Genomic DNA, 19,024 nt, shown 5'->3' with positions numbered 1-19,024 from the left:
ATTATACCTCCAAGAAGTAAGTATCTGGTTTTTCTGGATCAAAACATTCATTAACCCACATAACTGTTACAAGATCGCTTTCCCCTACATTTACAATGGAATGTGTATATCCAGTAGGTATATCTACAACTTGTAACTTTTCACCGCTTACTCTATATTCAATAATTCCATCTGAATCTATCTTTCTAAATCTAATTAGTCCTTCTCCACTTACGACTAAAAACTTTTCATTTTTAGTATGATGCCAGTGGTTTCCTTTGGTAATGCCAGGTTTTGACACATTTACCGACACTTGCCCTCTTTCAGGAGTTCTAATAAACTCTGTAAAAGAACCTCTGTTATCACAATTCATTTTTAAATCATAGGAAAAGTTGTCTTCTGGTAAAAAGCTTAAATATGTACTGTAAAGCTTCTTTATTAAGGCGTCTTCCATATTCGGAATACTTAACGCTACTCTACTATCTTTAAAGCTTTTTATACGTTCAGCTAAATCCCCTAATTTAATAGTATGTGTTGTTTTCACAAAGCAATATTGTCCTTTTTTTGTCGGATTTCCTTCTAAAGCATTTATAAACTCTTCTAGAACATCATCAATGTAGCAGAGATCTAATTCGGCATCATGATTATTAATTTGAATATCCATATTTCTAGAAATATTATAACAATACGTTGCTATAACGGTATTGTAATTAGGTTTACTCCACTTTCCAAATAAATTAGGGAGTCTGTATACGAATACCTCTGCTCCGGTTTGAAGACTATATTCAAACAGGACATCTTCACCAGCCTTTTTGCTTCTACCATATAGATTATCTTTTTCAGCCTGTATAGACGAGGTACTAAGCACAGGTGATTTATTATTATGTTTTTTTAATAGCTCTAGTAATCCAAGAGTAAAGTGGAAATTACCTTGCATAAATTCCTTTTCATCAACAGGACGGTTTACTCCCGACAAATGAAAAACAAAATCACATTCTTTTGTATAAGTATCTAATAAGGATGGTTCTGTTTCTCTAGTAACCATAAGAATATCTTCATATCCTTTATTTTTTAATTCTGCAATTAAATTTTTTCCAACAAATCCATTTGCTCCTGTAACGAGTATTTTCACTATATAAACCAACCTTTCTAAGTACCTAAAAAGAAAATATAATAGTTGAAGCTAATGCCTGAACAAGGATAAAGTCAAATAATTAATTCATGTATTATTATTTTGAAGAAAGTACCTTCATATCCTTAAGTTCATTTTGAACATACTCTAATTCAAGTAGTTTTTCTTTAATCTGTTCTATACTTAAGATTTGCGTATTATGAGAGTTATATTCTTCTTCTGATGATAGCTTTTTATCACCCTCTGCAAAATATTTATCATAATTTAAATCTCTATTATCTGCAGGTACCCTGAAGAAACCACCTAAGTCCTCTGCAACTACATACTCTTCTCTTGTAAGCAGGGTTTCATATAATTTTTCTCCATGTCTTGTACCGATAACCTTAATCTCATTATCTGCGTTAAATAATTCTTTAATTGCTTGAGCTAAATCTCCAATATAACTTGCAGGTGCTTTTTGTACCATAATGTCACCAGCTGCTGCATTTTGGAACGCAAATATAACTAGTTCAACAGCTTCTTCAAGACTCATGAGATACCTTGTCATATTAGGATCCGTAATGGTTAATGGCTGACCACTTTTTATCTGTTCAATAAATAACGGGATGACAGATCCACGTGAGGCCATGACATTACCATACCTAGTTCCACAGATTAGCGTTCTTTCTGGATCCACAGTTTTTGCTTTAGCAACAAAAACTTTTTCCATCATGGCTTTAGAAATCCCCATTGCGTTAATTGGGTAGGCTGCTTTGTCAGTTGAAAGGCAAATTACCTTTTTGACTCCATAATCTATAGCTGCTGTTAAAACATTATCCGTACCTAAAATGTTCGTTTTAACGGCTTCTAGTGGGAAAAATTCACAAGACGGAACTTGTTTTAAGGCAGCAGCATGGAAAATATAATCGACACCATGCATAGCATTTTTGACACTAGCCAAGTCTCTAACATCTCCAAGGTAAAACTTAAGTTTATTACTTTTATATTGCTTTCTCATATCATCTTGTTTTTTTTCATCACGTGAGAAAATACGAATTTCTTTTATATCAGTATCTAAGAATCTTTTCATAACTGCATTTCCAAACGACCCTGTTCCCCCGGTAATTAATAAGGTTTTGTTCTTAAACATATTTTTACACTCCTTATACTTATATAAGTTTTATTTTAATCTTTCTATCACTTCAAGATATTTTTTGGTAGCTATTTTCCTTGAATAATTTTGAGTGACATATTCTCTACTATTGACTTTACACTGTTCTGTAAACTCCCTGTTATTATACATTTCTAAAATAGCCTCTTTAAGTTCATCACTCGAGTCTGGCTGTACTGGAATTCCACATTTCCCATCTGAAATGCACTTACTCAGTTCACTATCCAAATCAAAACAGCTAATAATGGCCTGACCGGCAGCCATCATGGTCCATGTTTTACTTGGGAACCCATTCTTTGATGTTCCTTTTTTCCCAATAACTATACCAACATCACCTATACTATATACAGATGCAGCTTCTTCTAGAGGTTGTAATGGAAATAGTTTAATATTAGTAGTTTTTGAGTCTTCTATATAACCTCTAATAGCTTCCTTTCTAACTCCATTGCCAATTATAACGAATTGAATTTCCTTAATGTGTTGTAAATCTTTCGCTGCATCAATAAAAATTTCAAGATTCTGTGGTAACCCTATGTTCCCACAATAAGTAACGTAAAACATATCCCTGTTAAGATTCAACCTGTCAAATAAATAATTATCATCTCTTGATATTGGGAATATTTTTTCAGTATCTATCCAGTTGTAAATTACACCTATTTTTTCCTTCGATAGTCCACTTTCTATATTCCTTTTACGGAATAAATCGGATATAGTAATGGTGAAATTACTTCCTTTAAGAGATATTTTTTCTAATATCTTCCCGAACGAATATAAAACTTTCTTCTTTAATCCTTTTTGAACAACTCCAGTAGAAATCAATGATTCGGATGCAACATCATTTTCTAAATATAAAACAGGCACCTTTTTAAACCGTGCAAATAGTACACTAGTTGGTCCAATAAAAACAGGCATCGAATGACTCATCAGCAAATCTATCCCCTTCACTTTCCAAGCTCGAATTAACATTCCTAAAGTAAGGAAAAGCATTCTCAATGCTCTAGAGAAAATTGACTTTTCATTCGCAGAAACATAGACTCTGTAGATAGTAAGTCTGCCATTATATTGTGTCTCAACTTTTTTATTTTTGTATTTTAGTCTCGTTTCTTTATCTGTTCTCCATGGAGATGGAGTAACAAGTATTACTTCATGTCCAGCATTAATTATGTCCTCAACTAAGTCCATACCTAGATGAGTACCTCCAGAAATTTCTGGGTAATAGCTGGGTCTAAACATAAGAATTTTCATATTTCCTTACCGCCATTCAAGTCAGAGTATAATTTAATTGTTTTATTATCTTCTTTAATTCAATTCTATTTATTTCAAAATCATCTTTTGTCCACTTTTTATATTCATACTCTTTATTACGAATCTTCTCAATTTCATTTTTTAATATTGTCCCTTGCACAGAGACATCATTTAAATTATTGCGAAAGGCACGAGATAAAATAACACTCTCCGATTTTAATCTATAATGTTCAGCTAATATCATATTTGCCGGGATAACTCCTGTACCAATTTTTGCGATACCTCCAAACCCAAAACAAATCCCTTTTTTCTTGATTTTTTCACTTAGGTAATCCAGTATGCCTCCGCTTAATAATTCAAACATACTGTCAAGCCCCATACTTATATGCAAATCATTAAGTCCTATATGAATTTCATCAATACCATCAATTTCTAAAATATCATCTATACGAACCAATGCTTGTGCTGTTTCAAGAAGTAGACATGTTTTAGCCCTACCATTTACTAAATTAATAAACCTTTCAACTTCTCTATCATTCTTAAACATTGGAAGCATAATAACATCAGCACCATATTCAATAACTCTATTAATTTCATCCTTTGTGCTCTTATATATAGGGTTAACCCTTACTAACAAATCAGACTTATCTAAAACTTTACGTACTTTATTAATATCATCTATTTTATGAGTGGTAATATGTGTATCTAAATGTCCTTGACGTTCGTATTTTCCGTTTAATTCTAAATCTATAAAGACCCTGTCAATTCCTGCTTCTTGAGCAGCCTTTGCCGTTTCAGGTTCATTTGTTATATACATAAGTTTTAAATTCATATGGATCCTACACTTTCTTCTCTGTATTAAATATGTTTTAAAGGCCTTTTATTAATAAAACGCTCTAAATTTCCATATATCAATTTGAACATTCTGCCGGATACATTATCTGAAACAAATGAATTATGTGGAGTAACTACCACTCTTGGATGTTTCCAAAGGACACTATTTTTAGAAAGTGGTTCCTCATCAAATACATCAAGAGCAGCCCCTCTTATTTTTCCATTATTTAGACATCTAAGTAAATCATTTTCGCTTACAATACCCCCACGAGAGACATTTATTAGTACCGAATCATCTTTCATACTATTTAACGTTTCTTGATTTATCATGTTTAATGTCTTATCAGTTAATGGTAAGGTTAAAACTACTATATCAATTTGACCTAAAAATCGGGTGATATTGTTAACAGACATACAGTCATCAAAGTACTTGTTATTACTACCGCTAGTATTAAGCCCAAGGACCTTACAACCAAAAGCCTTAACTCGTTTTGCTACTTCAATGCCTACACTACCGGTTCCGATTATTCCTACAGTTTTGCCATTTAACTCTAATAATTCTCTATTTTTAACCCACTCACATCGACTCTGGGCTCTTTCAAAAAAACGCGTATTTTTATATATTTCAAGAATTTTAAGAATTACCCATTCTGACATTGGAATGCTATACACATCTCGTGCATTCAAAAGTTTGATTTCTCTGTTTCTTATTTCATTTATAGGGACTCTATCAAGTCCTGCACTTGTAAGTTGTACTAATTTAAGCTTAGAAAATTTAGATATATCATTATATAGAAATAGTCCATTACATACTACTACTTCAGAATCGAGTAACTCTTCAGGTAATGGTTCAAGTTCACTTTCCCATAAAGAGACTTCGTACCCTAAACTTTTAATTTGAAGGAGTTGTTCATTATTGAACGTATATGCATTTGTAAGTAGCGCTTTTATATTAACTCCTCCTTATGCTTTTTTTTTAACTTTAGATAGCTTACTTATATTATCTTTAGGAGTTACATTACTAGCTGTCTGATTTGTATTGTAGTTGTCACCCATAAATAATACTTTGATAATGGTTTTAAAGAAAATTTTTGTGTCTACCCATAGACTAACCTTATTAACGTACTCAACATCCAATTTGATTCTCTCAAGCCATGGTACTTCTTTCCGTCCATTTACTTGTGCTAGACCTGTTACTCCAGGGCGCATATCAAATCTTTTTTTTTGCTCTTCTGTATATTCCTCTATAGGCCACGGGTGATATAAAAGAGTTGGACGTGGTCCAATAACACTCATTTCACCTTTAATAATATTGAAAAGTTGTGGCAATTCATCAATGCTGGTTTTTCGAATAAAAGCACCTACTTTTGTAACCCTGGGGTCCCCTTTATATGAATAAGCACCTGTTCCTATTTTTTCAGCGTTGACAATCATCGATCTTAATTTATATATCTTAAACGTCCGTCCATTTCGACCAAGTCTATCTTGCAAAAAAAAGACAGGCCCTCTAGATTCTAGCTTTATGACAATTGCTACTATAATCAAAATTGGTGATATTATAATAAGTAAAGTTAACGCAAAAATTAAATCAAATATTCTTTTAAGAACTAAATATGGCTTCATAAGCAACATCCTTATTTACTTGAATTTTATGCTACTCTAATTACAAAACTTTGAACTAATTTTACTTTCTGCAAAACAATATATTTTACACAAGATAACCTGTTGAAATATAAATTTGATGTTTATTTTATGGTGGCAGCTCAATTCTGGATATTAGTAATTCTAATTAAATTAGATCCAATTTATACATACGGATTTTCTAGAGTATTGAGCAGTGCAGTTAAGCAGTTAGATTTATCACTATTTCAGACTTAAAGGTATAAAAACCTTTTTTTTGCTTCATTACTTTAAGAAGCAACTTTTTCAAACATAATTTATAATTAAATAGAATTATAAATTATGTTTGGTTAAGGACTACGTCATAATAATATTTAACAATATCACCTTTGAAAATCTTTTGGTTTTATATGAAAGTCCACCATTTTTGGTATATAACTTTCTCGTCTATATTTAATTTTTAAAAACCAATTTGTTTTCATTAATTAGTACTGTTTTCTTTAAATATGCAATGATTTCATCTCGAAGCTCCTGATTTTGAAGAGCAAAATCAATCGTAGTTTTCACAAAACCAATTTTTTCTCCAACATCATACCTCTTACCTTCAAAATCATAAGCAAAAACTTGCTGTGTCTGGTTTAACTGTTGAATCGCATCTGTTAACTGAATTTCCCCGCCTGCACCAGCTGCCTGCTGATCTAGCATACTGAAGATTTCAGGAGTAAGGATATACCTTCCCATTATGGCTAAATTGGAAGGAGCTGTACCTAAAGCTGGTTTTTCTACAAAGTTTTCCACTTGATAAAGTCGTCCATCTTGAAAGGCAGGGTCTATTATCCCATAGCGGTTTGTTTCTTCCTTAGGTACAGTTTGAACCCCGATAATTGAATGGTTAGTTTCCTCAAACTGATTAATTAACTGCTTTAGGCAAGGAGTTTCACTCTGAACAATATCATCACCCAATAGTACGGCAAATGGTTCATCACCAATAAATTTACGTGCGCACCATACAGCGTGACCTAACCCTTTTGGTTCCTTTTGTCTAATATAATGGATATTAGCAAGATTAGAGGAATATTGTACCTTATTGAGTAACTCTACTTTTCCTTTTTCCAATAGATTTTGTTCGAGTTCTGGAGCGTAATCAAAATGGTCCTCAATCGCACGTTTCCCTTTTCCGGTAACGATTATTATATCTTCTATTCCAGATGCAACGGCTTCCTCAACTATGTACTGAATCGTTGGTTTATCAATGATTGGCAGCATCTCCTTTGGCATCGCTTTTGTGGCTGGCAAAAAACGAGTACCCAATCCTGCTGCCGGAATGATTGCTTTTGTGATTTTTTTCACTTATTAGTCCTCCTACTTATGGCTATTTAACTATCGAGAAATTTTTGTTCTTTCTTCGATTAGCTAAATTGATTACGAATTCTTTTAGTTCTGGTATGGAAAAATCATCATAGGAGTTTAAAAGATACTGTATTTCCTCTTCCTGTTCCAGTACCGCTTTTCCTATAAAGATTTTAGGGAATACAGCTTCACTATGGACCTCTTTCTCCCCTAATAGTTCTTCATACATTTTTTCACCTGGACGGATTCCTGAAAATTCAATTCCAATTTCGTCTATGGAATAACCTGATAATTGGATAAGGTTTGTCGCTAATTCTACAATCTTAACTGGTTCACCCATATCAAGAACGAATATTTCTCCGCCTCTGGCCAAAGAACTTGCCTGAATGACTAATCTGGATGCTTCAGGAATGGTCATAAAATACCTTGTCATATCTGGATGGGTGACCGTTACTGGTCCACCTGCCTGGATTTGTTTTTTAAATAAAGGAATGACACTTCCCCTGCTGCCTAAAACATTTCCGAAACGAACCGCAACAAATTTTGTCGGGCTATTTTTTGCTAACTGCTGGATGATCATTTCAGCAATACGCTTCGTCGATCCCATGACATTTGTTGGGTTAACGGCTTTATCGGATGAAATCATCACAAATGCCCCTACACCAAACGTATCTGCCGCTTCAGCAACATTCTTTGTACCAAAAACGTTATTCTTAATCGCTTCACGTGGATTGTATTCCATTAGTGGAACATGTTTATGTGCAGCCGCATGGTAAACAACATCTGGTCGGTACGTTTCCATCACTTCAAATATTCTATCTCGATCTTGAATATCTGCGATGACAGGGATGATCTCCATTTGATCGGCGTATAACTTTTTCAGTTCCATGTCAATCTGATAAATGCTATTTTCCCCATGTCCTAAGAGAATGAGTTTACCGGGTGAAAATCTGCATATCTGACGGCAAATCTCGGAACCAATTGAGCCCCCAGACCCTGTAACCAGGATGGTTTTGCCCGTTACATATTTAGATATACTGGTTATATCCAATTCAACGGGTTCTCTTCCTAACAGATCTTCCACTTCCACTTCTTTAAACTGATTTACCGCTACTTTCCCCAACATAATATCTTCAATCATCGGCATGATTTGTGTTTTTGCATTCGTTTTCACACATTCATCAAAGATGATCTTCATTTCTTTTTTACTTAATGACGGAATCGCAATGACAATATTATCTATATGGTATTTTCCCACCATTTCGGGTATATGTTTGGAGTTACCGACAACAGGGATTCCTAATATGTCTAGCTTTTCTTTTTTTGGATCATCATCAATGAATGCTACTGGTTTAAGCTCCGTATCATAGTTATTTAGAAGCTGACGTACAACCATGGTTCCAGCCGATCCCGCCCCGATTACCAAGGTGTTTCTGGTTTCCTTTTGTTTATGTATCAAACGGTCACGCAGCATTCTCCACGAAAAGCGGGAACCGCCAATAAGGATGACATGCATCATCCACGTCAAGGCCATAGCCCTTACATAAACATCCTGAAAAACCATTAACTGGATGGCGATGACTGTGATAATCGATAGGCTTACGGCTTTAACGATGGACAGTAACTCTCCAACACTTGCATACTCCCAGGCCTTCTTATATAGTTTATAAATAGAAGCAAAAAAATGATGGCTGATTAATAGAGAGACTGATGTGACTAAGAGTGTTGGTAATTTAAATATTTCCAAATAGGGATACAAGAATAAATAACTTACATAAATGGCAGATAAGACTATTAATGAGTCTAATAGGGCCAGAAGTGTCAATCGTTTTCGGTAGGCCAACCACATTTCCCCCTTTAATATTGTTTGATTTACTCTCTATTAAAATACAGTTCAGTTAGTTTTAAAGTATTCTATTCTATTTCACATGATTTAATTTTTACTAGTAGAATGCTTTATTCTGTATATTTCCTTTGCAACTTGTTAAAATGTCCTTATAGTCCAAGGGATATTTGTCGTTTAACAAGCTACTTACCAAAAAGGAGGTAATGTATCACTCTATAAGTTCATCCCCATAACTACACACCTGAAACTTTACATGAAGACAAATTTTTTTTATAATAATGTAAGCGTTACCTAATTTTCTGCTTTTCTAAAAGATCCCCAAGATTTTCTTTTTGAACGGCACGGGCTTTTCAATGGAAGGACTTTGTCCCTTTATTAGCTGCTGAGCGTTTTCTTTAAAATAAAATGTACGTTGTATTCCGTATGCCTTTGTAATTGCTTCATAGGCTTGTTGTAACGTGAAGCCTCTGGATCCTATATTATGGGCATCTGTGGCAATGAAATGAGTTAGATTATGTTCGATGATTTTTTTTGAAAATGATTGGATACTTTTGCCGAAGTTTCCAATGATACTGCCAGAGGTAAGTTGCGTTAACGCGCCTTCTTGGACCAATTCAAATAATAGTTTATGATTGGCTATCAATTCTTTATTTCTCTCCGGATGTACGATAATCGGTGTGATTCCTTTAAGCAGCAGTTCATAAATCACTTCTTGTGTGTATGTAGGAACCCTTCCCGACGGGAGCTCTAGCAGCAAATATGTACCATGATCGTCCAGTGTTAGGATTTCTTCCTTTTCAAGTGAAGTAAATATGTCCCGGTGTATTCTTATTTCTTGTCCAGGATGAATGGTAAGAGGAATATTTTCTAATTGAAAACTCTCATTTAACCTCACAACACGATCCATGATGTCACTCTTCACATTTACGTATTTCTCATTTAAGTGATGTGGCGTGGCAAATATATGGGTGATTCCTGCTTCAGTCGCTTTTCTTGCCATGTTCATGCTTTCCTTCATTTCCGCTGCTCCATCATCAACACCAGGGAGAATGTGGCAATGTATATCGATCAAATTTCACACACTTCCTTTATAAACAAATGGGATAATAGACTTAATCACTAAGAAAACAGATAGGAATTATTACCCTGATTAATAGTAGCATATAATATGGCTATTAAACAGGGTGGTATTTTGTCGAATTCTGTCTTCTTTTCCTTAAGATTGATAGTAATAATAATTGCTGTTATCCGTTTCAACGCCATTCAAAACGACTCCAAGCAAGGATGTGTTAGCTTTCACTAAAAGGTCCTTTGCTTTCACCGCACTTTGTTTGTTTGTCTTGCCGCTTGCCACTACCATGATCACGCCATCACTTTTATTGGCTACAATCTGGGAATCCGGCACAACCAGTACTGGCGGTGTATCAAAAATGATATAATCATAGATTTCTTTTAGTTCATCAATCGTTGTTTCTATCGCTTTGGAATTTAATAACTCTGAAGGATTAGGCGGTATCGGCCCACTTGTTAAAATGTCTAAATTTGAAACATTTGAATTCAAGATAGTTTTTCTTAAGTCCATTTTCTTGGTCAATACGCTAGTAAGACCATGTATATTACTAAGGTTAAACGCATAATGAACCGTTGGTTTCCTTAAATCCGCATCCACAAGTAATACTTTTTTCTCTTCTTGAGCAAGCACAATCGCTAGGTTGGCAGCTGTCGTCGATTTCCCATCATTAGGCTCCGATGAAGTCACCACAATCGTTTTGATTTCTTTATCCACTGAAGAGAATTGAATGTTTGTCCTAATTAATCGATATTGTTCAGTAATAGGCGATTTAGGATTAGTCTGCGCAATTAAATTCACTTGTTTTTCATCTTTACTTCTCAAAAATCCCACTTCCTTTCTTCATGTCACTATCTGTTCTTTATTTATGCTGCGATATTTTTTGAATGGATCCGAGTAATGGCAAGTCAAGGAGTCTCTCTATATCATCCTCATCCTTAATCGTATTGTCTAAATACTCCAGTAGAAATGCCAGGCCTATTCCAGCCATCAATCCCACTACAATTGCAATGGCGATATTCAATAATGGATTAGGTTTAACAGGTGCAGGATTTTCCTTGATTTCTGCCTTGGCAAGAACGCTCACATTATCGACATTCATGATATCCTTGATTTCCTTTTGGAAAGTTGCAGAAACCGTGTTGGCAATCTCAACTGCCTTGGCCGGATTACTATCTTGAACCGTTAATGAAAAGACTTGTGAATTTTCTTGGCTGTTAATCGTGATTTTTTCACTAAGTTGTTCTACGCTTTGATCTAGTTCAAGCTCATCAATGACCTTCTCCAAAATCGCCGGGCTTTTTATGATCACACTGTATGTATTGATCATGTCGATATTAGATCGGATTTGAGTGGAATCCAATTGGTTTTCCGATTGTTTCTGATTAACCAGGATCTGTGTTGAAGATTGATAAACGGGTGTTAATAGGAAATAAGAAATTGATCCACTAATCAAAGCGGCAATTAGTGTCAGCAGCATGATTAGCTTCCAACGTTTCTTTAATGTTTTAAAAATATCTTGAATACTAATAGTTTCTTCCATTTCATCCTCCTGATATGTTAAAAATGACCTATTGCATTATACCATAATATTACCTATTTTTATGTATTTTCAAGGAAATTTTCATGAATCTTACAATCAAAGAATACTTTTCAAATGCAAAAGTAATTTTACAAAAAAAGGAGACAGGAATACAAAGGAAATAATTTCTAATTCTTAAATATTGCATTATTCACTTATATATCACCCATCTGCCAGCATATTTTTGATTTAAATTTTTAATAAACCTAAGTATATACCCATTCCCAATTTTCGCCAGTCTATTGACTCGTTTTACAATATTTACTAAAAGAAAACCTAACTAAATGCCTATCAAAACAGAAAAATCCGTTTATGCATATAATTGTGTCAAGTATTTTAGTGCCTAGTTATCATTAAAAATGATAGGAAAATGTGTAAACTAAAAGTACTAGTTTAAATCAATACATAATTTTCATTTTAATGGTTAGGTGTGGTCAAAATGATAGGTTACCGAGTTAAGTCACTTAGGGAGGAAAGGAAAATGTCCATTAGTGAACTCTCCACAAAATCCGGCGTTGCCAAATCCTATATAAGCTCACTGGAAAGAAACCTTCAAACAAACCCCACTATATTAGTTTTAGAAAAAATTTCTAGAATACTTTGTATTAAGGTCGATGCTCTGTTGAATGAGCAAGCAGACAAGGGCATGGATGAAGAGTGGATGGAAATCATGCACGATGTTATCGGGTCAGGAATATCGAAAGAGGAAATGCGTGAATTCATTCAGGATAGAAAGTGATGTCTTTAAGGATTGAGAAATTATGATACCGCTTTCTTTCAGGTGCAATCAGTAACTTTAAAAGGGGGAAACGTGGATATAACCACGTTTCCCCCTTTTACTTCTCACCTGAAATATTCCTGAAAAACCTCGAACCATATGTAATGCCCTTGATCATTTGGATGGGTATTATCATTCGTCAGGATATCAGCCAATCTCATATTCTTTTCCTTTAGCTTCTTTTCCATTTCTTCTTTGCTATTCATATAAGTCCATTTATTCGTTTTGATGACCCGCTCGGAAGCTTGAATATAATGCAAATAATTCAACCCTAAATTATTCTCCGTTTTACCATTTGCGACTGGGTTGGGTGAAATGATTAGAATTTTGGCATTCGGCAGCTCCTTTGCTAACTTTGTCATGATGCTTTCCAAATCTTTTTCCGTCTGTTCCAGGCTAAGTGATTGATAATGATTGTTTATCAGCGAATTTTCAAAAATAACCAGATCGGGATCATCCTGTATGACCGCCTCCAGTTTCTTACCTTCCAGCAAATCCTCTGTTGAATACCCCTCATGTCCATGATTAATGAAACGTAGTGTTTCCAAATCATCATGGGCCCGCAAACTCTTCTCTAAGCGTCCAGTCCAACTATTGGTAGTCTTACTTGCACCGGTTCCGGACGTACCATTACTTCCCACAAGGGATACAATAACCCTTTCTTGCGTAAGCGACTTATACTGCAGGTAATCTATTAGCGGCTGCTGTTTATTATTTTCCGGTTCTAAACTTTGGATCAAAGCTTCCCTTTCTTCTTTTTCCTTTTCTTTTACTTTTGCTGCAGCTTCCCTGGCCTCCACCCCTGCTTCCTGGCTTATGTTTTTCCAATGCAGATGACCAAAAGCCAGTACTGCTAAGCAAATTCCAGTGACAATGATTAAACCATATTTCTTCATCTTTACCTCCCATATTTGAACATTAATGACTGACATGGAAGTCTTATAGAATAGGTAAACTCTTATTTAATTAATGCTACCTAAACTCAATTTCCCGGTTACTTTTCTCTCATTCATTATAACTATCAAATTTTCTGCGTTAAAGAATATTCTTCCAATTTATTCCGACATCACTCGACATTAAAATTTCCCCATCAGGCCATTTTTTAACCCCATGTAAACTATGTAATGGTTTTATTTGTTTTAAGTAATGTTATTGTATTCCCTGTTTCCTTCTCACTTTTTCGTTGTATGATAGAAAAAAAGGAGTTTTGGGAATGATTATTCTGCAGTATATTGGAAAAGTTTTTTCATTCATGCATAAGGATATACCGGAAACTCATGTTAAATGCCATGTTTGTGCAGGTACAGGTGCTTACGATATTTATACAGATTGTCTTACCTGTAATGCAAAAGGGTTAATCAGTAAAATTGAGTATAATAGGAGGCTTGAAGAGGGTGAGATTTAAAGAATTTCATGAGGTCGATATATGTAAACCAGAAGCAGTATTGGCTATTGCTTCTTTTTTTTGTCTAAATCGGTACAGTTTGCCCCTCACAAAGGTGGCCTTCTTCTTGAAATAATACCTTCTTTGTCCCAGGTTGACGTTCCATTCAGAACAATTAAGAAGCAGAAGATTGCTTTTCAGAAATAGAAAATGCATTCTCTTCCTCTAGTGGGTTATGTTCATTGGTCCATGCTGCAACATTATTTTTTATCAGTTGAAAGAACCTTTTTCTTAATTAAGTAGCCGTTATCGTACAATCGGAGTTTAAATTCCATATTAAGCTATTGTTATATTCGGGTAATCTCTTGTTATAATAGACCAAAGAAAGGAAGATGGTCGAAGAAGTCTATCCAATTTGGAAATAAAACGATATCATATACAATCCGAGAAGCCAACGTCGTAAAACTTTATATTTTTTTTGTAGATTAGCATGGCGTGTCTGTCATATCTCTTGCTAATATAGATGTGGAAAAGATTTTTACATAAAAAAGCCGTTTGGACCGTAAAACCCTATTTGATTTCAACGATATGTAAACCAATCTGGAAATAAGCTACTTTATCTCAGCCAAGCAATTTCGCCCATGATCGTACAAAACGTTTTATCCTAAATTTCAGCAAGAACCAAAATGTTTCATGAAAGTCCATATACGATCTATTAGTGTAAAGAAAGGCAATAAACCAAACCTGCAAGGAATTACCGGTAGCATACCCAAAGAATGAAGGTTAAAAAATTGAAGAGAATATCAGTCATCTTAGTTATTATTGTAGTCTCCGTAGTGCTGTACAAATTATGGAATCCTTTTTCACCTCCCACCCCGGATAGGTCTTCAGGAAAGACAATTGAGCAATCTGCCATTCTGAAACCTTTTACGGAGGAGATACTGCACCTTTTGCAAAAGGACTATAAGACAATCCCAGTATCCATTCCACACGGAAGTGAAGCAAGTAAACAGATTCAAAAAGCATTGAACACTGCAAGAGATTCGGATACACCTATTAAAGTAATTTTGCCAAAAGGTAATTACACACTGAAAAAATCATTACACATTTATAGTAATACTTGGCTTAAAATTCCTTCTAAAACAATTCTGCGAAAAGCTGACACAAATAAAGACATCATGTTGTTGAATGGAGATTTCAAGGCAACTTACCACGGTTATAAAGGTAATTCCAACATTATTATAGATGGTGGGATTTGGGACGCTGGGGGAGCCGACATAAAACTACGAACCCCTTCTGTGTTTGGTTTTGCTCATGGTCATAATATCCTTATTCGGGATACCGTATTAAAGAACATAGTAGGTGGCCATGCAATAGATTTAGCAGGTAATAAAAATGTTCTCATACGAAATAGTAAGTTTTTAGGATCTCGTTCGAGTAATGATGATTACACAGAAGCCATTCAGATTGATGGGATGATATCTGATAAAGCATTTCGACGGTTCGGGAGTGTCGACTTAACTATAACTAAAAACGTTAGGATAGAACATAACTATTTTGGGAATTCGCACGTAAGAAATATGAATCCATGGGGGGTTGGCATAGGCAGTCATTCAGCGTCCCATAATAGACCGTACACAAACATTCAAATTATAGGCAATACCTTTGAAAAAATGACATATGCAGCTATACGAGGACATAATTGGAAAGACGTTCTTATAAAAGAAAATCAATTCATAGAATGTGCACAAGGAATTCAGATTGATGGTATAGGTAACTATTACTATACGCAGAATGGTAAGGATAAACGCTCAAGCGGAGCATTAGTGATTTCTAAATTTGAAATACACAATAATGAATTCGTCGATACATTAGCTTCCCCAATAGTTCTAAATGGAAAAACTATAGAATTTAGAAAGAACGTGAATGCTTCTTCAAATTCATTTATTAATACACCCTCAAAGTCATTAGAATCAAATACTGCAGCTGATTAGCCAATCCTTAATCCATAGGTAACGGCCCCTAGTACAAATACTAGGGGCCGTTATCATTTTAACTGGTCGCATTTCAAGTTTTCACCTTAATATATTTAAGATGCTAATGCCAACCCTGCCAACAATTGGGTTTTTCTTGTATTTTCTCCACAAATGAGTAATGAGGTAACTTCTTTTCAAGTTTTTTAGAATTCCATCTGATTTAACAAGTGATTTTTCACGTTCACTGATATACTTATAAATCCGTGAGCTGTTATCGTGATCAACATGTTTAAAATAGTTGTTTCTAATTGAACTAAATTCTTCTTTTTCTTTAAACCCATTGTTTATATATACTCTCAATTTATCAACTAACTCTGAAGAGTTGTAAGCAACCTCTCCAAAAACATCATTTCTTAAATCCATGTAGCTACCCTGATTCTCTAAATACTTATCCAAATCAAAATGGAAGAAGAGAACGGGTTTCTTTTGATAATATGTCTCCCAAGCTACACTAGAGTAATCTGTAATCAGCAAACTTGAACGCATAATTAAGTCATTAATTTTTGCCTCGCCAAATTGTATAACATTAATATGTTCATGAGAACTAGTGAAATTGGCAACGTACGGCATGAATTTTGGATGGACATAGAAGTTTAATGTGATATCATTTTCCTTTAACAATTGGGAGAGCTTTTCTGATTGTATTAAACTGTTATATTCATGATAATAATCTGATAAAACAAATTTATCATCCTCTACCTCTTCAAGCCAATTTCTCCATGTAGGCATTAAGAAAATCTCTTTTTTTGTATGTTGAAGCGATTTATCCTCTAATGCATCCCATCTTGACAGGCCTGTAACAATGACGTTATCTTCATTGTATCCAAAATAGCTTTTTACGATTTCTTTTTCAAAATCAGAGGATACTACAAATAGGTCTGCACCGTTGGATGAATTTGCTTTAAATGTATTATCGACTCTTTTCAAACCTAGTACTCCATGTTGTAAAAACACATATTTCTTCTCATTTAAAAAATCACGGATAGCTCCTTGGGAAACCCTCCATGCATACCCGTGACCCTTTGTCTCCGAAGATACAATTAACTTTGATCCAAGTAATAGTAAGAGGTGTTTGACACTCATAAAATAAACGATGCGCTTTTTATAGGGGGCTAAATTTTTTTCATCGGCTGATCCTTTTTTAATCACATAGTATATCTTTTTATTATAATGATTTTCATAACAATATTTGAAGAAATAGAAACTATTATCTTGAGCCGTTTCGGAATATTTTTCATGAATAAGCCAAATTGGCTTCCAAGAAAAGTACCAAACCAATAAAATGTATAATAAAAAGGCCGTATACTCGTTAATCTTATGCTTGAAAGACTCAAATTCACCTATTTGCCGATATGTTAAACTCAGACAATCATTCATAGTAATGTAGGCATAAATCATATATTCATCCGGGGTATTTATAGTATATCTAAACATACCATGTTTCAATTTTTTACTAATTAAATAATTATCATTGTTAAGGCGTACATGGCGTTTATCACCATTACCCAGAGTAATGGTAATGAAAAAATCCCAATAAAATTGCTCTAGTTCTAACTGACTAATATTTAATTCTGCTTTAATCTTTCTACTATACTTGTCCTGTGACATCTCTTCAGCACATTGGATCTGAATTACCTGGCTCTTATCCTGTCGTAATCTTAGTGTTACATGGTCTACTACAAAATCATTTGTTTCTTTTACATGAATAGAGGCAGTAAGTTGTAGTAATCCTTCCTTATTCATAGATACTTCATGGAGTTTTGTTTTTGCAGGATACATTGAATTCATATACTGTTCTTCCGTACAAAAATAGAATGAGAACTCGTTATCTTTTGTCCGATATGGTGATATACCTACGGCTTCATTTAGCATTAAATACCCTGCATGCTTATCTTTCTCTGACAAAGGCATAACGTTGTAGTTTCCTATCCGTCTGTTTACTTTCACGTGATCATGGGATAGTTTCATATACAAATCCCAACGGCTTATCACTGCAATCTTATCTTTTAACTGTGAAGTCGGAATGATGATCTGTTCTTTTCCCCCAGATCCGCTCCTTTTTACATCAAGTGTTATTATTTCAGGCTCTCGTCTTTTCTTCAGATAAAATTCAACCTTATTTGCATGCTTCAATTCTTTTGACGGTATATCAAATGTTATATATCCATCCTCAACCCTTAGATTTTCTGCATCTACTTGCCCTTTAATATGTTCAATAATCGTGGACATTTGTTTTACTTGTTTTCTTACAAGAAACTTAATTTCATCATCTTGGTATTTCATTTGAACATTAACACCATAGCGTTCTAATATATGGCCTTTGGTAATTTGTAAATAAAGGTTCCATTTTCCTTTTAGTGAAACCGAATGAAGGTCTTTTTTCCTGACTATAAGCGTTTTTCCATCATTATCTATATTCATGGGAAGAACAAAAACACGGTCTCCACTTTTCATAACAAGTCTCGTATCTTTTATTTTAAGATTTAATATCTCAGAAAAGTTAAGGAATATTTTTGTATCTGTTTCTTTCACACTCAATACTTGTTTAAAAAGACGAACAACATTATAGCCGATATCTTCCAGTTGCAACATATTAGCACTGTGAATAGATAAACCATTTTTTTCTGTTAGATAAGGAATAATAGCGTGTGTTCCATTATTAATAATAGGCTTTAAATAGCGTATCAATTCAGATGCTGCAGGTGCACCATATAGGCCTATTCTTTTCTTATGAACCCCTTTATTGCTTTCAACTTCAATAAAGAAGTCCCACCGTCCCTTGTCCAACCCTTCCAGTTCCTTTAAAGGAATGATAATAATGTGCTCCTTTAAAAACGTTTTACGCTTGTAAGATACAATTCTTTTCTTATTACTATACCGACTTTGAATTTGAAGTTGAAATGTATCTATATTATCTAAAGTTTCTTTAGCAAAAGTAATTTTTAGATTTACCCCATCCCAGGTAACATTATTAAATGCCAGTTCATTTTCTTTTTTCTGACGCATTTCGTTACTCCTA

Annotated in this window: 16 protein-coding genes; 3 read left to right on the top strand and 13 right to left on the bottom strand. The window is 34.3% G+C overall.

Features of this window, described 5'->3' with window-relative positions:
- Window position 1 precedes the first annotated feature (1 nt).
- From IOC57_RS01500 to IOC57_RS01450, 11 genes are all read right to left on the bottom strand, one after another.
- Window positions 2-1,111 (bottom strand): capsular polysaccharide biosynthesis protein CapF, encoded by a 1,110-nt coding sequence (locus tag IOC57_RS01500; protein ID WP_207437047.1) that lies wholly within the window; start codon window positions 1,109-1,111, stop codon window positions 2-4.
- A gap of 97 nt (window positions 1,112-1,208) precedes the next feature.
- The gene (locus IOC57_RS01495) at window positions 1,209-2,240 is read right to left on the bottom strand and encodes a polysaccharide biosynthesis protein (RefSeq protein ID WP_207437046.1); all 1,032 of its coding nucleotides are present in this window, start codon (window positions 2,238-2,240) and stop codon (window positions 1,209-1,211) included.
- A gap of 30 nt (window positions 2,241-2,270) precedes the next feature.
- Complete coding sequence (locus IOC57_RS01490; RefSeq protein ID WP_207437045.1) at window positions 2,271-3,506, bottom strand: glycosyltransferase family 4 protein; 1,236 nt, start codon at window positions 3,504-3,506, stop codon at window positions 2,271-2,273.
- Window positions 3,507-3,522: 16 nt separating this feature from the next.
- A complete protein-coding gene (locus IOC57_RS01485; protein ID WP_207437044.1) occupies window positions 3,523-4,338 on the bottom strand; it encodes an aldolase/citrate lyase family protein in 816 nt (271 codons plus the stop codon).
- A 26-nt stretch (window positions 4,339-4,364) separates the two neighbouring features.
- Window positions 4,365-5,237, bottom strand: a complete 873-nt coding sequence (locus IOC57_RS01480; protein ID WP_309487656.1) for an NAD(P)-dependent oxidoreductase — start codon at window positions 5,235-5,237, stop codon at window positions 4,365-4,367.
- Between the two features lie 66 nt (window positions 5,238-5,303).
- A complete protein-coding gene (locus IOC57_RS01475) occupies window positions 5,304-5,963 on the bottom strand; it encodes a sugar transferase (RefSeq protein ID WP_286184427.1) in 660 nt (219 codons plus the stop codon).
- A 450-nt stretch (window positions 5,964-6,413) separates the two neighbouring features.
- Window positions 6,414-7,310: a UTP--glucose-1-phosphate uridylyltransferase GalU gene (gene galU / locus IOC57_RS01470; protein ID WP_207437042.1), complete on the bottom strand. Its 897-nt coding sequence runs from the start codon at window positions 7,308-7,310 to the stop codon at window positions 6,414-6,416.
- 22 nt (window positions 7,311-7,332) lie between these two features.
- Window positions 7,333-9,153 carry a polysaccharide biosynthesis protein gene (locus IOC57_RS01465; protein ID WP_286184426.1) on the bottom strand — a complete coding sequence of 607 codons (1,821 nt, stop codon included), beginning with the start codon at window positions 9,151-9,153 and terminating at the stop codon, window positions 7,333-7,335.
- Window positions 9,154-9,463: 310 nt separating this feature from the next.
- Entirely contained in the window at window positions 9,464-10,228 is a 765-nt protein-coding gene (locus IOC57_RS01460) for a tyrosine-protein phosphatase (RefSeq protein ID WP_207437040.1), read from the bottom strand.
- Window positions 10,229-10,372: 144 nt separating this feature from the next.
- A complete protein-coding gene (locus tag IOC57_RS01455) occupies window positions 10,373-11,059 on the bottom strand; it encodes a CpsD/CapB family tyrosine-protein kinase (RefSeq protein WP_207437039.1) in 687 nt (228 codons plus the stop codon).
- 28 nt (window positions 11,060-11,087) lie between these two features.
- Entirely contained in the window at window positions 11,088-11,768 is a 681-nt protein-coding gene (locus tag IOC57_RS01450; RefSeq protein WP_207437038.1) for a YveK family protein, read from the bottom strand.
- Between the two features lie 478 nt (window positions 11,769-12,246).
- Here IOC57_RS01450 and IOC57_RS01445 point away from each other — a divergent pair, with 478 nt between their 5' ends.
- On the top strand, window positions 12,247-12,546 hold the full coding sequence (locus IOC57_RS01445) for a helix-turn-helix domain-containing protein (protein ID WP_207437037.1): 300 nt from the start codon (window positions 12,247-12,249) through the stop codon (window positions 12,544-12,546).
- Between the two features lie 104 nt (window positions 12,547-12,650).
- Here the strand turns inward: IOC57_RS01445 and IOC57_RS01440 are convergent, their stop codons facing one another.
- Window positions 12,651-13,481, bottom strand: coding sequence for an SGNH/GDSL hydrolase family protein (locus IOC57_RS01440; RefSeq protein ID WP_207437036.1), 831 nt, complete (start codon window positions 13,479-13,481; stop codon window positions 12,651-12,653).
- 317 nt (window positions 13,482-13,798) lie between these two features.
- On the opposite strand from IOC57_RS01440, the gene IOC57_RS01435 reads away from it, so the two are divergent.
- Both IOC57_RS01435 and IOC57_RS01430 read left to right on the top strand, forming a co-directional pair.
- Entirely contained in the window at window positions 13,799-13,990 is a 192-nt protein-coding gene (locus IOC57_RS01435) for a hypothetical protein (protein WP_063232917.1), read from the top strand.
- Window positions 13,991-14,760: 770 nt separating this feature from the next.
- Window positions 14,761-15,963: a glycoside hydrolase family protein gene (locus IOC57_RS01430; protein ID WP_207437035.1), complete on the top strand. Its 1,203-nt coding sequence runs from the start codon at window positions 14,761-14,763 to the stop codon at window positions 15,961-15,963.
- A gap of 81 nt (window positions 15,964-16,044) precedes the next feature.
- Here the strand turns inward: IOC57_RS01430 and IOC57_RS01425 are convergent, their stop codons facing one another.
- Window positions 16,045-19,011: a CDP-glycerol glycerophosphotransferase family protein gene (locus IOC57_RS01425; protein ID WP_207437034.1), complete on the bottom strand. Its 2,967-nt coding sequence runs from the start codon at window positions 19,009-19,011 to the stop codon at window positions 16,045-16,047.
- Between the last annotated feature and the right edge of the window lie 13 nt (window positions 19,012-19,024).

The organism is Bacillus sp. SD075, from assembly GCF_017355165.1.
Classification (GTDB): Bacteria; Bacillota; Bacilli; order Bacillales; family DSM-1321; genus Peribacillus.
Note: the sequence above shows the minus strand (reverse complement) of the source record. Positions and strands in the feature narration are given on the sequence as shown.

Coding starts and splice junctions, on each gene's coding strand:
- IOC57_RS01495 (WP_207437046.1), bottom strand. CDS start 2,240: ATGTTTAAGAACAAAACCTTATTAATTACCGGGGGAACAGGGTCGTTT.
- IOC57_RS01490 (WP_207437045.1), bottom strand. CDS start 3,506: ATGAAAATTCTTATGTTTAGACCCAGCTATTACCCAGAAATTTCTGGA.
- IOC57_RS01485 (WP_207437044.1), bottom strand. CDS start 4,338: ATGAATTTAAAACTTATGTATATAACAAATGAACCTGAAACGGCAAAG.
- IOC57_RS01475 (WP_286184427.1), bottom strand. CDS start 5,963: ATGAAGCCATATTTAGTTCTTAAAAGAATATTTGATTTAATTTTTGCG.
- IOC57_RS01450 (WP_207437038.1), bottom strand. CDS start 11,768: ATGGAAGAAACTATTAGTATTCAAGATATTTTTAAAACATTAAAGAAA.
- IOC57_RS01445 (WP_207437037.1), top strand. CDS start 12,247: ATGATAGGTTACCGAGTTAAGTCACTTAGGGAGGAAAGGAAAATGTCC.
- IOC57_RS01440 (WP_207437036.1), bottom strand. CDS start 13,481: ATGAAGAAATATGGTTTAATCATTGTCACTGGAATTTGCTTAGCAGTA.
- IOC57_RS01435 (WP_063232917.1), top strand. CDS start 13,799: ATGATTATTCTGCAGTATATTGGAAAAGTTTTTTCATTCATGCATAAG.
- IOC57_RS01425 (WP_207437034.1), bottom strand. CDS start 19,011: ATGCGTCAGAAAAAAGAAAATGAACTGGCATTTAATAATGTTACCTGG.